The organism is Pseudomonas sp. CCC3.1 (assembly GCF_034347405.1).
GTDB lineage: Bacteria > Pseudomonadota > Gammaproteobacteria > Pseudomonadales > Pseudomonadaceae > Aquipseudomonas.
On the sequence record NZ_CP133778.1, the window covers coordinates 2,364,847 to 2,381,339 of the forward strand.

At 54.6% G+C, this 16,493-nt stretch carries 17 protein-coding genes and 1 pseudogene; 13 read left to right on the plus strand and 5 right to left on the minus strand.

What is annotated here, in order from left to right; genetic code table 11:
• The first annotated feature begins 63 nt into the window (after nt 1–63).
• The 3 genes from RHM56_RS10715 (at nt 64) to RHM56_RS10725 (ending at nt 1,781) form a co-directional block, all read left to right on the plus strand.
• Nucleotides 64–312 carry a hypothetical protein gene (locus tag RHM56_RS10715; protein ID WP_322241132.1) on the plus strand — a complete coding sequence of 83 codons (249 nt, stop codon included), beginning with the start codon at nt 64–66 and terminating at the stop codon, nt 310–312.
• Nucleotides 313–845: 533 nt separating this feature from the next.
• Nucleotides 846–1,103, plus strand: a complete 258-nt coding sequence (locus RHM56_RS10720) for a hypothetical protein (RefSeq protein WP_322241133.1) — start codon at nt 846–848, stop codon at nt 1,101–1,103.
• Between the two features lie 288 nt (nt 1,104–1,391).
• Complete coding sequence (locus RHM56_RS10725; RefSeq protein WP_322241134.1) at nt 1,392–1,781, plus strand: NUDIX hydrolase; 390 nt, start codon at nt 1,392–1,394, stop codon at nt 1,779–1,781.
• Between the two features lie 22 nt (nt 1,782–1,803).
• Here the strand turns inward: RHM56_RS10725 and RHM56_RS10730 are convergent, their stop codons facing one another.
• Nucleotides 1,804–2,715, minus strand: a complete 912-nt coding sequence (locus RHM56_RS10730; protein WP_322241135.1) for a DMT family transporter — start codon at nt 2,713–2,715, stop codon at nt 1,804–1,806.
• A 245-nt stretch (nt 2,716–2,960) separates the two neighbouring features.
• Between RHM56_RS10730 and RHM56_RS10735 the strand changes: the two genes are divergently transcribed.
• The 4 genes and pseudogenes from RHM56_RS10735 (at nt 2,961) to RHM56_RS10750 (ending at nt 8,460) form a co-directional block, all read left to right on the plus strand.
• Nucleotides 2,961–3,287 (plus strand): LysR substrate-binding domain-containing protein, encoded by a 327-nt coding sequence (locus RHM56_RS10735; protein WP_322241748.1) that lies wholly within the window; start codon nt 2,961–2,963, stop codon nt 3,285–3,287.
• Nucleotides 3,288–3,668: 381 nt separating this feature from the next.
• Nucleotides 3,669–4,721 carry a hypothetical protein gene (locus RHM56_RS10740; protein WP_322241136.1) on the plus strand — a complete coding sequence of 351 codons (1,053 nt, stop codon included), beginning with the start codon at nt 3,669–3,671 and terminating at the stop codon, nt 4,719–4,721.
• Nucleotides 4,722–4,828: 107 nt separating this feature from the next.
• Nucleotides 4,829–6,940: pseudogene (locus RHM56_RS10745) on the plus strand (AAA family ATPase); the annotation flags it as partial.
• A 248-nt stretch (nt 6,941–7,188) separates the two neighbouring features.
• The gene (locus tag RHM56_RS10750; protein WP_322241138.1) at nt 7,189–8,460 is read left to right on the plus strand and encodes an McrC family protein; all 1,272 of its coding nucleotides are present in this window, start codon (nt 7,189–7,191) and stop codon (nt 8,458–8,460) included.
• 56 nt (nt 8,461–8,516) lie between these two features.
• Here the strand turns inward: RHM56_RS10750 and RHM56_RS10755 are convergent, their stop codons facing one another.
• The gene (locus tag RHM56_RS10755) at nt 8,517–9,401 is read right to left on the minus strand and encodes an AraC family transcriptional regulator (protein ID WP_322241139.1); all 885 of its coding nucleotides are present in this window, start codon (nt 9,399–9,401) and stop codon (nt 8,517–8,519) included.
• A gap of 139 nt (nt 9,402–9,540) precedes the next feature.
• On the opposite strand from RHM56_RS10755, the gene RHM56_RS10760 reads away from it, so the two are divergent.
• The 3 genes from RHM56_RS10760 to RHM56_RS10770 are packed head-to-tail and all read left to right on the plus strand — an operon-like array spanning nt 9,541 to nt 11,678.
• Entirely contained in the window at nt 9,541–10,284 is a 744-nt protein-coding gene (locus tag RHM56_RS10760) for an SDR family NAD(P)-dependent oxidoreductase (protein ID WP_322241140.1), read from the plus strand.
• An 18-nt stretch (nt 10,285–10,302) separates the two neighbouring features.
• A complete protein-coding gene (locus RHM56_RS10765; RefSeq protein ID WP_322241141.1) occupies nt 10,303–10,704 on the plus strand; it encodes a VOC family protein in 402 nt (133 codons plus the stop codon).
• Nucleotides 10,701–11,678: a saccharopine dehydrogenase family protein gene (locus RHM56_RS10770; protein WP_322241142.1), complete on the plus strand. Its 978-nt coding sequence runs from the start codon at nt 10,701–10,703 to the stop codon at nt 11,676–11,678. Before RHM56_RS10765 ends, RHM56_RS10770 begins: the two co-directional genes overlap by 4 nt.
• A 3-nt stretch (nt 11,679–11,681) precedes the next feature.
• Here the strand turns inward: RHM56_RS10770 and RHM56_RS10775 are convergent, their stop codons facing one another.
• A complete protein-coding gene (locus tag RHM56_RS10775; protein ID WP_322241143.1) occupies nt 11,682–12,086 on the minus strand; it encodes a helix-turn-helix domain-containing protein in 405 nt (134 codons plus the stop codon).
• A 99-nt stretch (nt 12,087–12,185) separates the two neighbouring features.
• On the opposite strand from RHM56_RS10775, the gene RHM56_RS10780 reads away from it, so the two are divergent.
• Complete coding sequence (locus tag RHM56_RS10780) at nt 12,186–12,650, plus strand: nuclear transport factor 2 family protein (protein WP_322241144.1); 465 nt, start codon at nt 12,186–12,188, stop codon at nt 12,648–12,650.
• 29 nt (nt 12,651–12,679) lie between these two features.
• Here RHM56_RS10780 and RHM56_RS10785 read toward each other — a convergent pair whose 3' ends face one another.
• On the minus strand, nt 12,680–13,579 hold the full coding sequence (locus RHM56_RS10785; protein ID WP_322241145.1) for an AraC family transcriptional regulator: 900 nt from the start codon (nt 13,577–13,579) through the stop codon (nt 12,680–12,682).
• A gap of 199 nt (nt 13,580–13,778) precedes the next feature.
• Between RHM56_RS10785 and RHM56_RS10790 the strand changes: the two genes are divergently transcribed.
• Nucleotides 13,779–14,528 (plus strand): SDR family oxidoreductase, encoded by a 750-nt coding sequence (locus RHM56_RS10790; RefSeq protein ID WP_322241146.1) that lies wholly within the window; start codon nt 13,779–13,781, stop codon nt 14,526–14,528.
• A 58-nt stretch (nt 14,529–14,586) separates the two neighbouring features.
• On the opposite strand, the gene RHM56_RS10795 is transcribed toward RHM56_RS10790, so the two are convergent.
• Entirely contained in the window at nt 14,587–15,498 is a 912-nt protein-coding gene (locus tag RHM56_RS10795; RefSeq protein WP_322241147.1) for a LysR family transcriptional regulator, read from the minus strand.
• A 158-nt stretch (nt 15,499–15,656) separates the two neighbouring features.
• On the opposite strand from RHM56_RS10795, the gene RHM56_RS10800 reads away from it, so the two are divergent.
• On the plus strand, nt 15,657–16,406 hold the full coding sequence (locus tag RHM56_RS10800; protein ID WP_322241148.1) for an SDR family NAD(P)-dependent oxidoreductase: 750 nt from the start codon (nt 15,657–15,659) through the stop codon (nt 16,404–16,406).
• The last annotated feature ends 87 nt before the right edge of the window (nt 16,407–16,493 follow it).

Below are 16,493 nucleotides of genomic sequence, written 5' to 3' on the forward strand. Positions count from 1 at the left end.
CGCTTAAGCGTTATGAACCTTGGCGCGAGCTTGTCTCGTGATATTTTGATCATTTAAAAGATCGTGAAATTCGCTTTACAAGGGCGGGATATTTCTTGTGCAAGGCGTCATTTCGAGCAAATCGATGCGCTTGAACATGTGCAGCGTTTTGAGTTTGATATTGCGGGCCAGCCCTTTACGTCCTGGCTTGACGGCGTCGCGCTACTCAAAAGCACAACCTACAACACTAATGGCCACGTAGAAATTGAGCAGGCAGGCAATGACGTCACTACCACGGCGTATTACTCCCCGCAGGACGGCCTGCGGTCGTGAAAGCGCCAGTCAGAGCATCGGCCCGAGCCTGCCAAGGCTGGAGATCTTTGGCGCGATAGATGAGAGTTGTTGGCGCACTTACAGCCAGACCTATGGCTACGACAGCGGCGGCAGCCTGACTCAACTCAAGCACGATGCAGGGGCTGGCAATGCTTACACCCGCGAAACTCGGTTGAGCACTTTTCAGAGACTGACTTTATTGTCTCGGATGGGAGTGCTAACTTTCAAGCTCGGCAGCAGCCTATGAGAAGTAGAATGGCATTTAATGAATCCCATACGATGTCTCAAGATAGTGCAGTGTTAGGTACTGACGCTTTTGCTTTTTTTCGTTAAATATGAAAGGTGGCGAAGTAAAGACGTCAAGCTCGTTTGGGAATTATCGCTACCAAGCAGATTTTGAAGCGGTGAGTCAGGATCAAGATTATGCGCTTATGTAAACCCATGACTGACTCAATCCTGGTGATAGAAGGGTTTCAGAGGATAGGCTTGGTTTTATTGCCAGTAAAGAGGATCTTGAGTCTTTTGGTTCTGGTATGCAGCGTAGATTAGGTGTTGATGTGGGGGCAATCGTTGCGGGCTCTATATTTATGGGTGGCGATATTAAGCAAGGACTTGTATTGAGTGCTGCAGCTGACTTTATGAGTATGGGGGGCGAGACAAAAGAACGCATCCTAAGTCATATGGAGCAGGATGCTAACAGGGTTGTACAAACTTTTTATCGACCTCAGTATCTTGTGCCTGGCGGTATACGCTTGCAGAAAGAGCAATATAAAATTACACACCATCTTTGAGATGTAAAAGTGTTTGCCGATGGAGCGTATTCGAATGATCCGTTTACCGATAGATCGCGGTGGATGAAAACTATTCGGGATTCAGTGCAACTGAGCGAGTTGGCATTGCCGGGCCCCATGACTCTGCCACCACTGAAGTCACCTCATTGCCGATTTTTAAAGACATAGTGGAAACTCAAATACTTGGCTTCGATAAACAGTTGGAGTACGGCATTGCATGACCCTCCACGTGAGAGCTAAATGGCAATACCCTGCAATTAGCTTCCTCTACCCCCGAGGCCTGCCAGCATGGAACCAATCAGCGTTAAAGCCATTTTGCATAGCTCCATTGGCGTACTGTTCGTCAAAAATCCTCGTAATGAATGGGAGTTGCCGGGCGGTCGACCTGAGCCCGGTGAGAGTCTGGAAGCTGCGCTGCTCCGTGAGGTACAGGAGGAGTGTGGTTTGACGGTTACGGCGCCTGCCTACGTGGGCAGCCAGTCTTGCGAAATCATTCCCGGTAAGCGGGTGTTACTGGTGTTCTTCAGCTGCGAGTGCGCAACGGCCCTGCCTAGACTGCGTTTGAGCGAGGAACACACCGATTATCGGTGGGTAGATATGGCGGGTAAGCTGCCATCCATGCTGCCTGACTACTACTGGCAAGCCTGCCAGAGGGCGTGCACCCAGTCTGCTGTGTAGCCTGGCCGGGACAGGCTCCTGCTCAGGTGCAGGTCAGGTGGCGTCGACGTTGATGGCGAGTGATTGCGATGCCAACTGCGACCACCGCGATACCCAGATACGTTGTCCAGTGGATCACATCGCCGAACATCGACGCGGCCCAGAACAAGGTGACCGGCGGCTCCAGATAGACCAGCGCGGACACTCGGGTGGCAGACATCCACTTCAGCAGGCTCCATAGGCTGAGGTAGGCAATGAAGGTCGAGAACAGTGTCAGCCACGCGACGGCGATCCAGACCTGCGGTGTGGCCGGAACGTCTATCGAACCCAACGACAGACCGGCCGCAGCCAGCAGTACCAGCGTAGTCGCCGACTGTAAAAACAGCGGCATCAACAGACCGTCCTTGCTGTGATCGGAGGCCAAAACGGACTGCTGTCGTTGATAGAGGGTGGCGATGGAGAGCGTGATCGCCGCAATCAGCGGCAAGGCGTACAGACCGGGGCTGATCTGCTTGTCGGACAGGGCGTACTCGCCCGAGATGACGATGCCGACACCGGCAAATCCTAGGATCAAGCCGATCCACTCTTTCAGACCGCTGCGCTCATGATTACCCCGTACCGACATTGCGGCAGTAATCAGCGGTTGCAGTGCACAGATGATGGCAGCGATCCCGGCGGGTAGACCGCCGCGAATGGCGATGTAGACACTGACCAGATAAGCGAACTGGGACAGGATGCCGATGATGCCGTTGTAGCGAAGCTGCGACCAGGACAGTGCCCCCAGTCGACGGCACACCATCGGCAGCAGGCAGGTGGTCACCAGGGCAAAGCGCCAGAACAGCAGGTTGATTGCTCCGGCTTCCTCGGTGCCCAGGCGGGCGCCGATGAATCCTGAGCTCCAGGACATCACGAAGATGACCTGCAGCAGAATCAGGTACAACGCGCTTTCAGGCATGCTCCGCTCCCTGTGTAGTGCAGGTCTTCGTACGTGATTGGCCGATGCCGCATTTGAAAGAGGGGAGGCGGTCGGTGTGTCCCATGTCGTGTTACTCCACCCGTTAACTCGGGTGTTTTTACTTCGGTGGATATGGCTTGCGCAGCAGTCAGTCCGTTGAACTAACCCCGACAGGTCGTCATCTGCTGGGGCAACCCAGCGCGGAACTCATCGACCTGTTCTCGCGACAGCAATTGGACGTGGCAGTGGTAGTCAGTCAAAACGCGCTGGAGCATGGGGAATGGCTTCGTTCGACGCGCCCGCGTTGGGCGGCAGCGCCCGGGTTCAGCCTCGACCCGAGCAGACCGTTGCCGTTGGTCCTGCCCTTGAAGGGCTGCCCGTATCGGGAGGCGGCCCTGCAGGCCTTGAAGGCACAAGGCATCCCGTACCGGATCCTGCTGGAAAGCGCGAACTGGCCTGCGGTGCTGGCGTGCATGAAGAGTGGCTTGGCAGTGGGCATTGTCGAGGGGGACGGAGCGTGCAGATGCATCGCTGGAATGCGTGGAGGAGATGGACGTTTTTGGGACTGCTGAACATCACGTCTACGTGCTGTCCGACACCTCCCATCCTGTCGCGCTGCGCCTGTACGAGATGTTGAAGTGCACCCTTCAGGGGGACGATGGACGAGCGCCTGCCGGTTGTTGGCAGGGTCGGTAAGGCCATCGAGGTCATCGGTCCGTTGCACAAAAGGCTCAAAAACGACAGGCAGCAGCCTCTTCACTCCGTCGTCGCTCTAGCGGACAACACTGCTGAAACTCTGCCATGCTGGCACTTCGCCTTGTCTGCTGCCATGCTTTCGCGGATTAGGCCGGTGACTTTATCGTGCCAAGGACGTGTGTCATGGAGTGTAGACGTTGGGTTTAGAGAAGAAGGTCCGGGCGGCAGAAATAAGTGTTTTCAACAGATACGGGGTAATGGCCGATTTATCTACCTTCGAGGAAGAGGCGCTGGATCAAGCCATCAAGGGCCGCGTGCCAGTGAAATTGGCGCAAGACATGACGTTCGCCAGTTGGTGCGATCAATTGCTGGGACAGAATATCCGTGTTCCTGTCGCTCGTTTTGATAGAGCAGTTCCCGGTCAAACCAGACTCAGTAACCTGGCCGTTGCACGTGACTTGGCCAAGAGTTTAAAAGCTCGTGACAGACAGCTTCAGACTGCGCTCAAGGAGGCTGAAAATCAGGTTGATCAATTGAAGGCTGAACTCAATGCACTTAAGCAAGGTTCGGCCCTTGCAGAATCGGCTGTGCCTGTATCGAAGATCTCTGAAAGCCTGCGCACTTGGTACTGCACAACCTCTGCGTCTTTGCAGAAAGTTCTGGACGACATAAAAGAAATCGAAGGCCCTTTTTTTGGCCAGCAAGGCCTGTCCAACAGGGATTATCGTAAACAGTTGTTCGAGGCTGTTTTGTACGCCTTGAATAATCTGGAATGCATCGGTTTTTCCATTAATGTGCACCTGCACGACAATTCAAACGAAGAGCCTGTTTCTCCGTCACTCCTGATGCATCGGAGCCCAGTGTCTAATATTGATAGGTTCGATGTTAACTACTTTGATTTCGTCATTAATGACATCCAAGTCGATGTGTTTGAAGAGGTTAGTAAGAACTTTTTTGGTTGGCAGCCACAGCCAACTGTTGATCCCGAACGCCGTTTCCAGTGCCATGTTGAAGTGATCGCAAGCCAGCAGTTGGTCTTGGCTGAGGGAGAGTTATCGCACCTGTCCTACTTCATGCATAAATTATTCGAGAGCCTTTCCAGGTCAGGTGATTTCAAAAAAAGAGGATCATTGATCGAGAAGCTGGTTCTGTGCCAATTGCTATCCTTTACCGCTCCATGTATGCCTGGCAGATCAAAATATCAGCTTAGATCGCTAGACTCTGCGGGTCGTAGTGCACCCACGGATGTCCCTGCCGGGGTGATAGTTGATCATCTTTTCCAGATGCTGCGTGGGTCGATCTGGCGGTGAGTGTCAGCTATTTGGACACTATTTTGAAAAGTACCGATTAAGGTCGAAAAATCTATTTTGGAGTACAGGCTGTGAGTGCAGTAGTCGGTAAAAACTTCAAGGACTGGATGATCAAGTCAGGTAAAGCTGTCAACACAGCCAATAATTATTTGACGGGTGTGAACCTGGTGACCCGGCACTCTGGCAAGGATGTTTTGCAGATCACCGATCTTCCTGAGTTACGCCAACTGTATGTGGATTATGGGCCGCAAGGCACTCATGCCGCTATGGGTGACACTAATAGCAGTAATGTGCACAACGGACTGAAACAGTGGCTGGGGTATCAAACTTTTTTAGCTCAAGGGGGAGGGAACACAATAGAGCGCTCGGCTGTAACACCGCCTCTGAATCAGATCCTGTTCGGTCCGCCTGGAACCGGAAAAACCTATGCAACCATCGAAGCGGCTCTAGAAGTTCTTGATCCTCAGTGGCTATCGACTCATCTTGATAATCGAATTGCGCTGAAAGTACGTTTTGATGCACTGGTCCAGAATGGCCTGATCCGTTTTGTTACTTTTCATCAAAGTTTCAGTTACGAAGACTTTGTTGAAGGTTTGCGAGCTGAAACCGGAACGGACGGTCAATTGCGTTACGAAGTGGTCGATGGTGTGTTTAAAAGCCTCTGTGATGTGGCCGCCGCAAAGGTGACTCAGCAGGCGCAGGCACCGATTGATATCAGCGGTCGTCGCATTTGGAAAATGTCGCTAGGCAATACATTGGGCGATGATGCCTATATCTACGATGAGTGCATAAGCAATGGCTATGCGTTGCTAGGGTACGGCGATCAAGTGGACTTCACCGGTTGTGAAAGCCGACAGGCCATCCATCAGCGCTTTATTGAAGCCGGTTACACGCTGGCCCCCGATGCCTACAACATCACGGCAGTCGCGACATTTCTACTGAAAGTTAAACCGGGCGATTTGGTTGTGGTGAGCGATGGCAATCACAAATTTCGCGCCATCGGTGAGTTCACCAGCGATTATCAACCCATCAAGCGGGCCGATGCCGATGAGGCCTACGGGCAGTGTCGTCAGGTCAATTGGCTCAGGGTTTACTCACCGTCATTGCCGTGTGACTTGTTAATGAACAAGACCTTTAGTCAGGCGACTATTTATCAGCTGCGTGAGGGGTCAGTTGATGGGGGCAAACTGAAGGGTTTATTGGACGCGGAAGTATCTAATTCAGGGCTTGGCGTTCAGGCTCGACCTTTTAAACCAGGGGACCGCTTCGGTTCAGGCTATGAGGTGATCAACGCGTCGGCGGATGTCGTTGAACTGCGAAAGCCCAATGATGACGTTTTGCCCATAGGCATGAGCGTGGTGAACACGCTTGCCGACTATGTGCGTGCGCAACGTATAACGATGGCCGATATTCGTGAAAAACGGGTATTTGAACGAGTCGCGGACACCCAGCTAGAGCCTTTTTTAGTCAACGGCCATAACACTCTCTTGGCGGCTTTGGTCGAGCATGTGGTGAATCGCGTGACACCGGGAGAGGCGTCACTCCCTGGTCATGAGTCTTCCAATGCCCGCGTCCTGATCATCGACGAAATTAACCGTGGGAATATCTCGAGGATTTTTGGTGAACTGATCACCTTGATCGAACCTTCCAAGCGGGCCGGTGCTGCTGAAGCGCTGTCGATTGTGCTGCCCTACTCGAAACGCTCGTTCAGCGTGCCCTCTAATGTGTTCTTGATTGGCACCATGAACACGACAGACCGTTCGCTGGCCGGCCTGGATATCGCTCTGCGTCGACGATTCACCTTCCAAGAAATGCCTCCACGGCCCGAACTGCTGGACCATGTGAATGTGGACGGGGTCAATATTGGTCAACTGTTGCGGGTCATGAATCAACGCATTGAGGTGTTGTTGGATCGCGACCATTGTCTAGGCCATGCCTACTTTATGCCGTTGATCGATGACTGCCGCCTTGAGCGGCTTGCCTCGATTGTTCGTCATCAAGTACTGCCATTGCTGCAGGAATACTTCTTTGACGATTGGTTGCACATTCAGTGGGTCATGAACGATCACCGCAAAGCCCCGCAGTACTGTTTTTTGAGCCAAGCAACCCAAGTTGCAGAGTCTTTATTTGGTGCTGAGGTTAACCTTACGGCACATAACCTACCGTGGAGTATTAATAGCGAGGCATTTGAGCGTTTAGAAGCCTATCTAGGCGTTATTGATCATCACGTTACTTTTGCCAAGCCGAATATTGCGCAGCAGGTGCAGTTTGGTGCACTGACGATTCGACAATTGAGCAGCGGCACCATTGAGGTCTTGCACGATGGCGCTTGTTTAGCGACGGCAATGCCCTCGTTGCGGGATGTCGCGGGCCAGTTAGGAGTGTCCTTGACCACGAGTGAAGGCTCTGAATACAACACTCGCACGCTGGGGCGCAAGGTGATGAAGGCCATTGAGGCCAGTCACGAGTGAGCACGTTAATCACGGTACGCGAGTATGCGCGGCTTACGGTGGATGCTGTTGAGCCTTCACTCGACCGAGCTCAAGTGTCTGCCAGTGCGTTTGACTGGCTATGCCAACAAAGTGCGTCGTTTAGTCGAGCAGGCGCGACTTTGGTTCAAGTGGAAGGGCGTCGCTGGCTCAAACTTGATAGCTATGTTGGGGTGCTGGAAACACCTTGCGGTACGCGTTTGGAAATTTTGCCTAAGCACTTTGACAGTGGCGACTGTGAGGTCCAAAGCCGAGCGTTGCTGCGACGGCTGATCCAGCGATCACTCAACTTGAAACCTCGCGAAGTGAGCCCGACAGCGCTAGAGGTTTACGACGCGCCCTTGTCCGAATGGGTGATAGGACAATTTCTCGCAGCGTTAGATCATCTAATTAAACGCGGTATGCGTTTTGATTATCAGCGGGTCGAAGAAGAGCAGCGCTATCTGCGGGGTCAACTTAACGTGGTCGCGCAGATGCGTCAGCCGCCGGCGCGCAAGCATTTCTTTCACGTGCGCCATGACATCTTTGTCGCCGATCGAGCGGAAAATCGATTGCTCAAGTTGGCCCTTGAACGTGTGTGTCAAACCACCCAAGACCCCGCTAACTGGCGATTGAGCCATGAACTCCGTGGTGTGTTGCACGAGGTGCCCGCTAGCCCATCGGTGCGTGATGATTTTCGGGCCTGGCGGACTGATCGGTCGATGGCCCATTACCAGCCGATCAAACCGTGGTGCGAGTTAATTCTTAACCAGCAGATGCCAATTGCGGTAGCGGGTGAGTGGCGGGGGATTAGCCTGTTGTTCCCGATGGAAAAGCTGTTCGAACGCTATGTCGAAGGCTGGCTACGCCGCTCATTGCCCCCAGAGGCAAAGCTTACCGCTCAAGCGGCCAGTGAATATTTATGTGAGCACCAAGATGGGCGAATGTTTCGCCTTGAACCGGACTTACTGGTGCGCAAGGGCGGGCAAAGTTGGGTGCTAGACACAAAATGGAAGCGCCTAAGTTCAGTTGACCGCGAAAAGAAATACGGATTAAGCCAAAGTGATTTCTACCAGTTGTTTGCTTATGGTCAGAAATACCTGCAAGGGCGCGGCGAGTTGGTCTTGATCTATCCGCGCCGCGCGGAGTTTCAACACGCTCTGCCCCCATTCGATTTTGGCGATGGCCTAAGGTTATGGGTACTGCCGTTTGATATGGAGGCGGAGCGTTTGCTTGATGCTCAGGTGTTGAGTCTGTTTGCTGATCATTGAGCAGGCACTCAGGCTTATTTCAGGGGGATTATCGGGCTTCTTGATGCAGGGAAGGGTTAGCGTGTCATCGCCGCCAGTATTCTCCCCGTGTCTTTGGCGGGGGGTAATCCAAAAACGCGCGCATAGTCGCGACTGAATTGCGTTGCACTTTCATACCCCACTTCGAAAGCCGCCGCCGTGACACTTTTGGCATTGGCGACCATCAGCATCCGCGCTTGGAGCAAGCGAACACGCTTTTGATATTGCAAGGGGCTCAATGTTGTGACCGCTTTGAAGTGACGGTGAAAGGCTGAGACGCTCATCGCAGCGTTCTGAGCGAGGTTTTCCACCCTGATAGGCATGGCAAAATCCCGACGAATCCACTGGATGGCTTGATTGACTCTGGCCATCGCGGTGTCTGGCACTGCAATTGCCCTTAGCATCCAGCCGTGTGGCCCTTGCAATACGCGGAACAGAATTTCACGCTCGTAAACGGAGGCCAAGGCCGTGATGTCGTCAGGTTTGCCGATCAATCGCAACATCCGCACCCAGGCGTCCATCAACTCGGGGGTGGTGGCCGCCACTGAAAAGCCCGGCTGATGATCGTGACGACTAACAGGTTTGGGCAGATCGGCTAACAGCGTGGATAACACGATCGGATCAAGCGTCAGGCTGACCGCCAGGTAGGGCTCGCCTGTGGGGGCAGGGTGCACTGAACCCACTGCCGGAAGCTCAATGGACATAACGAAATAGGTCGCCGGGTCATACCTCAACGTGCGATCGCCCACGGTCATGGTTTTGCTGCCCTGCAGGATCAGGTTGATCATCGGTTCGTAGACCGCAGCGAGCATGTGCTCAGGGATTTTGCCCTGAACCATGGCGACGCGCGGAATGCCTGTCTCTGTGCGGCGGTTTTCGGCTTTTGAGGCGAGGGCCCGGAGTTCATTCAGTTGGCTGTTCATGGTGGGCATGCTGACGCGGCTATGGCGCCCAGCGCAAGTAAAAAGCAGAAACAGGCAGGTTTAGAGTAGGAACGGTTGTGCTCGTGATGGCGGGGCTCCTTACTGTGGAGGCTCATTCAACCAGCAGTGGAGCTTAGTCATGAGTGTGATCGTCATTACCGGTGGGAGTCGTGGCATAGGCGCCAGTGCAGCAGAGCATGCTGCTCGGCGTGGCATGGGGGTCATCCTCACTTACAACACTCATCCCGATGCCGCGGAAGGCGTTGTACAGCGCATTGAGCAAGCAGGTGGCAAAGCCGTAGCGCTCAAACTCGACGTTGCAAACGTCGCCAGCTTCGAGGCATTTCGCAAGACTGTCGTCACTGTCCTTCAAGGCACCTGGGGCACAAGCTCGCTCTCGGGCTTGGTCAACAACGCCGGGTACGGTCTGTTCAGCCCACTGGAGTCAGTCAGCGAAGCGCAGTTCGATGGCCTTTTCAACGTCCACCTCAAAGGGCCATTTTTTCTGACTCAGGCCTTGCTGCCATTGCTTGAAGAGAACGCGAGCATCGTTAACCTCACCAGCGCCACTACGCGTGTGGCGACTGCCGGGGTTGCGCCTTATGCCGCCTTCAAAGGTGGTCTGGAAGTGCTCACGCGTTACATGGCCAAGGAGTTTGGAAGGCGCCGCATCAGGGCCAATGCGGTTTCACCGGGGGCGATTCGTACTGAGTTGGGGGGAGGGCTCAATGATGAGTTCGAAGCCCTGCTAGCTGGGCAGACGGCGTTGGGCCGAGTGGGCGAGCCCGAAGACGTAGCACGGGTCATTAGCATGTTGCTGTCGCAAGAGGGCGCCTGGATCAATGCACAAAACATTGAGGTTGCTGGCGGCTACATCATCTGAACAACTGAGGAAATCACTATGCTGGATCATATTTTTCTGTCGGTCAGCAACATTGCACGCTCTATCCGTTTCTACGAGGCAGCTCTTGAGCCGCTGGGCATCACCGCGCGGTTGGACTATGACGGCAAGGACGGTCCACCTGGACATCCGGATCTGAAGGGTTTTGGCGCCAATGGCCGGATGTTTTTCTGGTTGCGTGAGGGCGTAGTGGAGGGGCAAGCCGTACACGTGGGGTTTGTCGCTCAAAGCAAGGCTGACGTTGAGGCAGCCTATGCCGCCGCGATGGCCCAGGGCGCTATCGATAACGGTCCGCCGGGCGCTCGTTTGCACTACGACCCCAATTACTACGCCGCCAATGTGCTGGACCCTGACGGGTACAGTTTAGAGTTCGTCTACAAAAACTGGCAGCATGCCCAATGAGCACACTTCTGATCTATGGCGCTACGGGCTATACCGGCCGTATGGCTGCGCAACAAGCTAGCGCACTTGGCTTGCCTTTCGAAATAGCCGGTCGCAATCGCCAGCATCTGATCGAGCTCGCTGAGCAACTGGGTGTGCCCTATCGCGTGTTCGAAGCCAGCTCCGGTGCTGCCCAATCGTTGTCTGGCATCAGTGTATTGCTGAACTTCGCGGGCCCGTTTGCTCACACAGCGCCTGCCTTGATGGCGGCCTGTATAGAAGCCAAAGTCGATTACCTGGACATCACCGCTGAGATTAATGTCTATCGACTAGCTGAGCGCTTGGGTCTAGACGCGGCTGCGTCAGGCGTGATGCTGTTGCCGGGTGTTGGTTGGGACGTCGTCCCCACCGACAGCTTGGCGGCGCACGTCGCCCAACGCGTTGCCAACCCTGTTGCCTTGAGCATCGCGCTTCAGGTGCCAGGGTCTATGTCGCGGGGGTCGGCGATGAGTGTCAGCGAGATCATCGGCGCAGGTGTGCTGGCGCGAATAGACGGGGAGTTGGTCTCGACTCCAGGCGCGCAACCACGCCAGTTTGATTTCGGAGACGGCCCGGTTTTATGCGCGCCTCTGTCGTTCGGTGATCTCGTTACGGCGTGGCATTCGACGCGCATACCGAATATTGCGATGTTCGTGCATATCTCCGGTGATGCTTTTCCTGAAGGTGATTTATCGCTGTTACCCGATGGCCCAACTGAGCAGGAACGTGCAGCGCACCAGGCCCGAGCCGTTGCAGAAATTGTCAGTGCTGACGGCCTTCTGGTGCGTTCAGTGATAGAGACGGTCAACGGCTATACGTTCACTCCGCTTGCGGCGATAGAGGCGGCACGAAGGGTGTTGGGCGGTGAACGACAGGCTGGGTTTGCAACACCTGTCAGCGTATTCGGCGTCGAATTCGCCACTACTATTGCCGGGACGATGATCAGTGATTTTTAGGTTCTACGAGACATCACCTTCTCGCTTATCGAAAGCCGATTGCGCCTGGATGACTTCATCCACGTGACTGATTGTCCAGGTGTACAGAGCATTGAAGGGACCTTCCAGTGTTCGGCCCAATGGCGTGATGCTGTACTCGACGGCTATTTGTGAGGATGGAATCACGCGACGGCCAAGGATGCCGTTGCGTTCAAGCCGACGCAGGGCCTGGGTTAACGCTTTTTGAGTGATACCGTCCAGTTGGCGTTTGAGTTCGTTAAAACGCAGAGGCTGCCGACAAAGGGCTGCGAGGATTAGCACAGACCACTTATCTGCTATCTGGTCCAGCAAAAAGCGGCTTGAGCAATCGACCCTTGGTTCTGTCTCGGCACCGATCTGTGCCAGGGCCCGGTCATTGGTTTCTTGCATGGGGGTTTCCTCCGAGATACCTGGTGACTTCAAAGTGCGTAATTGATATCTGGTATACAAAATATACCATTGCAGCTCATTCCCACTCAGGCGCTAATCATGTCCTCTACTGACCCTAATGAAATGGCTGACAAGTTTGCTGTGACCGAGACGCTCTATCGCTTTGCCGCAGGCATCGATTTAAAAGATAGAGAGCTTCTTGCTTCTGCATTCACCGATGATGCTGTCTCTGATTTCAGGCTTGCTGCGGCAAAAGCGGGTTTTGAATACCCGGTACTTGAGGGGCGAGATCTTATCGTTTCTGCCTTGTCCGACTCGCTCAAGTACATCGATACCACGCATTCTGTGAGTAATCCTCGTGTCAGCGTTAGCGGTGACACCGCCCGGCTTGATGCGCTGGTGGAAGCGCAACACGTTTCGCAGAACGATCAATCACATCATTACCTGATGAAAAATCGCTACGACGTCGAGTTGGTCAGGGACGGCGGGATTTGGCGTATTAAACGGGTGACAGTTGATAACGTCTGGCGCAGCGGTGACCCTGCGGTATTGTCCGGCGTTTAGGGCAATACCGACTTCGCTATGAAAGGTCGTCAGCCGGTGGCCGTCAAAACGTCTGCTATGTACGGGGCACTCGAAGCAGTGGGGGTCTTGAATCTTGCTGCGTCGCGTGCGGGTGGCAGACCAAAGAGGCGGGCGTATTCACGGCTGAATTGCGAGGCGCTTTCATAGCCGACGGTGTACGCAATGGACGTGGCATCCCGCGTGTCGAACAGCAGCAACCAGCGTGCTCTTAGCAGGCGCAGACGCTTCTGGTATTGAATAGGGGTCATGGCCGTCACCGATTTAAAGTGCCGGTAGAACGCCGCCACGCTCATATCCGCCATCACTGCCAGTGGTTCCACGCGAAACGGCTCTGTGTAGTGTTCGCGGATCCACTGGGTCGTCCGCCGAATTTGCGCCATCCGGCCATCCGGGCGCGCAACGTCACGCAGCATCCCGCCCAGAGGTCCCTGCAAAGCGCGAAACAGGATCTCACGCTCGATCATCGGGCCCAACACAGTAGCTTCTCGTGGGTAATCCATCAGCCGCATCATGCGTAACCAGGCGTCGATCATCTCTGCCGGTGCTGGCACGGGGTTAAAGCACGATCCGGTTGGGGGTTTTGTGTTTTTTTCGTCCTCCATCAACAACGTAGAGATCACCGTTGGGTCCAGGCGCAGACTCACTGCGAGATAGGGCTCATCAGCGGCGTTTCCGTGAATCTGACCTGTTGCTGGTACATCTACCGGCACTAAAAAATAGCTGCCCGCATTGTATCGAGAGACCTCATCACCTATCGACAGCGTCTTCTGGCCCTGAAGCACCAAGTGCAGCATGGGCTGATAGACCTGATCGGCGCATGCCTGCGCTCGGACCATTGCCACGCGAGGCAATCCGGTATCAGTCCACTTGTTTTGTGCGCGCATCACGATGCTGCGCAGTTCTGTCATTGCTCTGTTCATGGGCAAGACGATGACCCTGTTATTTGGGCAGTGCAAGCCATGTGAGAAGAATAGGCAAGGATGTGCGAAAAACCGGCAAACGCTGCGACCTGCATGGGGGGAATACTTTGGCAAGCAGTTCGTTGCCTCCCGCTGATGAGTCGGGCGCCGCGGCTTTTGTAGAACCCTTATCCAGAGAATATTGATCATGAAACTTGAAGGAAAAATCGCAGTAGTGACAGGTGCATCCAAAGGCATTGGCGCTGGAATCGCCAAGGCACTCGCCGCACAGGGCGCGACAGTCATCGTTAATTACGCGTCCAGCCAGATTGAGGCTGAAGCGGTGGTGGCACACATCACGGGGCTTGGAGGCAGCGCTTATGCGCTAAAGGCTGACATGAGCGTCGGCGCCGACGTTGTACGTCTGTTCGATACCATAAAAGCCGAGCATGGAACGTTAGATATTCTCGTCAACAACGCGGGTGTTGCGGTGTTTCAGATGATTGAGGACCTCACTGAGGAGGCCTTTCACAAACAGTTCAACCTCAACGTACTGGGCTATTTGCTGGCAGTGCGAGAGGCCGCCAAGCTCTTTGGGGCAAAGGGTAGCATCATCAATATCAGCTCCATCCTCAGCACGGACCCCTATCTAGCGTCCAGCGTGTATTCAGCAACCAAGGGCGCCGTCGACACGTTGACCTTCGCACTGGCGCGGGAGTTAGGTGCCCGTGGCATCAGGGTCAACTCTATCTTGCCAGGTCACACCAATACGCCCGGTACGCAGGGTAACTTTGCGGGTGAGTTTGGCGAGAAGCTGGTGGCGGGAACGCCGTTGGGTCGTTTTGGCGAACCTGAGGATATCGCTGCGCTGGCTGTTTTCCTGGCTTGCGAGGACTCGCACTGGGTAACCGGTGAGTCTATTCGAGCGTCGGGCGGTGTACGGGGTGTCGGTTACTAAGCACGCCGATTGAGCGAGAGGTGCGCGGTGTTTGCTCTCGCCATTCATTCAGCCACTTTCAAGCGAGCACATGTGGATGCGCCGCAAAATACGCGACTAGCCAATCGACAAATGCGCGTACTCGCACGCTCAAATGCCGATTGGGCATGTACACCACAGAGAGAGTATTAGCGCGCGCCGACCAGTCCTCTAGCACGGGTATCAGCGCGCCGGAATCTATATGGGGCTGGACCATGAAGCGCAAGGTATGAATAACCCCCAGGCTTGCCAGCCCTGCTGCCAGATACCCATTGCTGTCGTTGACTGCCACGAGGTAGCTGCCGTCAATCACGATCTGTTCATCACCGCGCACAAATTCGATGCGGTTGTGTTTGCCTGAGGAAGGAAATACGTACCTGACTATGGGGTGGCTGTTTTCCAACTGCGAGGGATGGCACAGAGATTCGCGAACTGCGAGATAGGCGGGAGTTGCACAGGTGACGAAGTCTACGCTGCCCAAACGTCGAGCAATGAGGGATGAGTCTCGAAGGTCGCCACCTCGAATAACGCAGTCAATGTTTTCGCTCACAAGATCTGCGGTGCGATCACTGGCACCAATGTCTATCTGGATGTTTGGGTAACGGGCATGAAACGCTGAAAGCGCTGGTATGACCAAATGTGTGGCAATGGTCGTGCCCATATCTACCCGAATCCGGCCTTTGGGATTGGCATGGGTGACAGCCATTTCTGACTCGACCTCCAGCCATTGATCGAGCACATGGCTCATTCGCGCATAGTAAACATCGCCTTCACTCGTAAGCGTCACCCGGCGGGTCGTTCGGTTGAGCAGCCTGACATGCAGGTGCGACTCCAGCCCCTGAACCAATTTCGTCACAACGTTGGGGTGTAGGTCCAGTTGCGCAGCGGCCTTGACGAAACTTCCCGTCTCCACGATGCGATTGAACGCTTTTACGGCCAGAAAATAATCCATGAGCGACTCGGGGCAATGGGCGTTGCGCGATTATCACTTATTTGGGGATTTTGAATGTTTGTTTTGTCCGTTTATAACTTCTGGAGCAAGACTTACTGTGATTGCTCTGGCTTGCGACCCGCAACCCCGAAGATCCATAGACTTTTAGAGGACGTCCCATGACCCAGTTTTTGAAAGGTAAAGTCGCGTTAGTCACCGGCGCATCTCGCGGTATCGGTGCCGCCATTGCAAAACGTCTTGCGGCCGAGGGGGCAGATATTGCCTTCAGTTACGCCAAGTCCCCTGACCGGGCAAAGGCCGTGGCGAGCGAGATAGAAGCGTTGGGCGTGAAGGTATTGGTTGTGGCCGCCGATCAAGCAGACGGACATGCCGTTGCTGCGTTTGTTAAGAGAGCACACGAACACTTCGGGCGATTGGACATTCTGGTGAACAGCGCAGGCGTATTTGTGACAGGTGTCATTGGTGATCCGCAGGCAGATGTCGCCGAGCTCGATCGTCAGCAAGCCGTCAACATTGGCGGTGTCGTGGCAGCCGTGCGCGCTGCTGTGCCATTGCTCTCGGACGGTGGTCGCATTGTTTCGATAGGTACCATGTTCGCTAGCCGCGCTCCGTTTCCTGGCATTGGCGACTATGCGGCCAGCAAAGCCGCTGTCGCTGCTTATAGCCGAGCCTGGGCTCGAGATCTGGGAGGGCGCAACATTACCGTCAACACCGTTCAACCTGGCCCCATCAACACTGAACTGAACCCTGAGACCAGCGATATGGCGGCGATGGTCAGTCAGATGACGGCGTTGGGGCGGTACGGTCAACCTGAGGAGATTGCGGGTGTTGTGGCGTTTCTGGTCGGGCCGGATGCGGCCTACATCACGGGCGCAACGCTCAATGTTGATGGCGGTCAGAACAGCTGAATTACCAGCTATGTATAGCCAGTAGATCCATTAGGGGCTTGCCTGAGCTGAAGTCCATCAAACTAGCGTTTGATGGACGCTCCGTCA

Bases quoted from the DNA above. Each gene is read 5' to 3' on its own strand.
- RHM56_RS10760 (WP_322241140.1), top strand. From the start codon at position 9,541: ATGAGTGTGATCGTCATTACCGGTGGGAGTCGTGGCATAGGCGCCAGT.
- RHM56_RS10765 (WP_322241141.1), top strand. From the start codon at position 10,303: ATGCTGGATCATATTTTTCTGTCGGTCAGCAACATTGCACGCTCTATC.
- RHM56_RS10755 (WP_322241139.1), bottom strand. From the start codon at position 9,401: ATGAACAGCCAACTGAATGAACTCCGGGCCCTCGCCTCAAAAGCCGAA.
- RHM56_RS10720 (WP_322241133.1), top strand. From the start codon at position 846: ATGCAGCGTAGATTAGGTGTTGATGTGGGGGCAATCGTTGCGGGCTCT.
- RHM56_RS10780 (WP_322241144.1), top strand. From the start codon at position 12,186: ATGTCCTCTACTGACCCTAATGAAATGGCTGACAAGTTTGCTGTGACC.
- RHM56_RS10775 (WP_322241143.1), bottom strand. From the start codon at position 12,086: ATGCAAGAAACCAATGACCGGGCCCTGGCACAGATCGGTGCCGAGACA.
- RHM56_RS10730 (WP_322241135.1), bottom strand. From the start codon at position 2,715: ATGCCTGAAAGCGCGTTGTACCTGATTCTGCTGCAGGTCATCTTCGTG.
- RHM56_RS10785 (WP_322241145.1), bottom strand. From the start codon at position 13,579: ATGACAGAACTGCGCAGCATCGTGATGCGCGCACAAAACAAGTGGACT.
- RHM56_RS10800 (WP_322241148.1), top strand. From the start codon at position 15,657: ATGACCCAGTTTTTGAAAGGTAAAGTCGCGTTAGTCACCGGCGCATCT.
- RHM56_RS10725 (WP_322241134.1), top strand. From the start codon at position 1,392: ATGGAACCAATCAGCGTTAAAGCCATTTTGCATAGCTCCATTGGCGTA.
- RHM56_RS10795 (WP_322241147.1), bottom strand. From the start codon at position 15,498: ATGGATTATTTTCTGGCCGTAAAAGCGTTCAATCGCATCGTGGAGACG.
- RHM56_RS10790 (WP_322241146.1), top strand. From the start codon at position 13,779: ATGAAACTTGAAGGAAAAATCGCAGTAGTGACAGGTGCATCCAAAGGC.
- RHM56_RS10740 (WP_322241136.1), top strand. From the start codon at position 3,669: ATGGCCGATTTATCTACCTTCGAGGAAGAGGCGCTGGATCAAGCCATC.
- RHM56_RS10770 (WP_322241142.1), top strand. From the start codon at position 10,701: ATGAGCACACTTCTGATCTATGGCGCTACGGGCTATACCGGCCGTATG.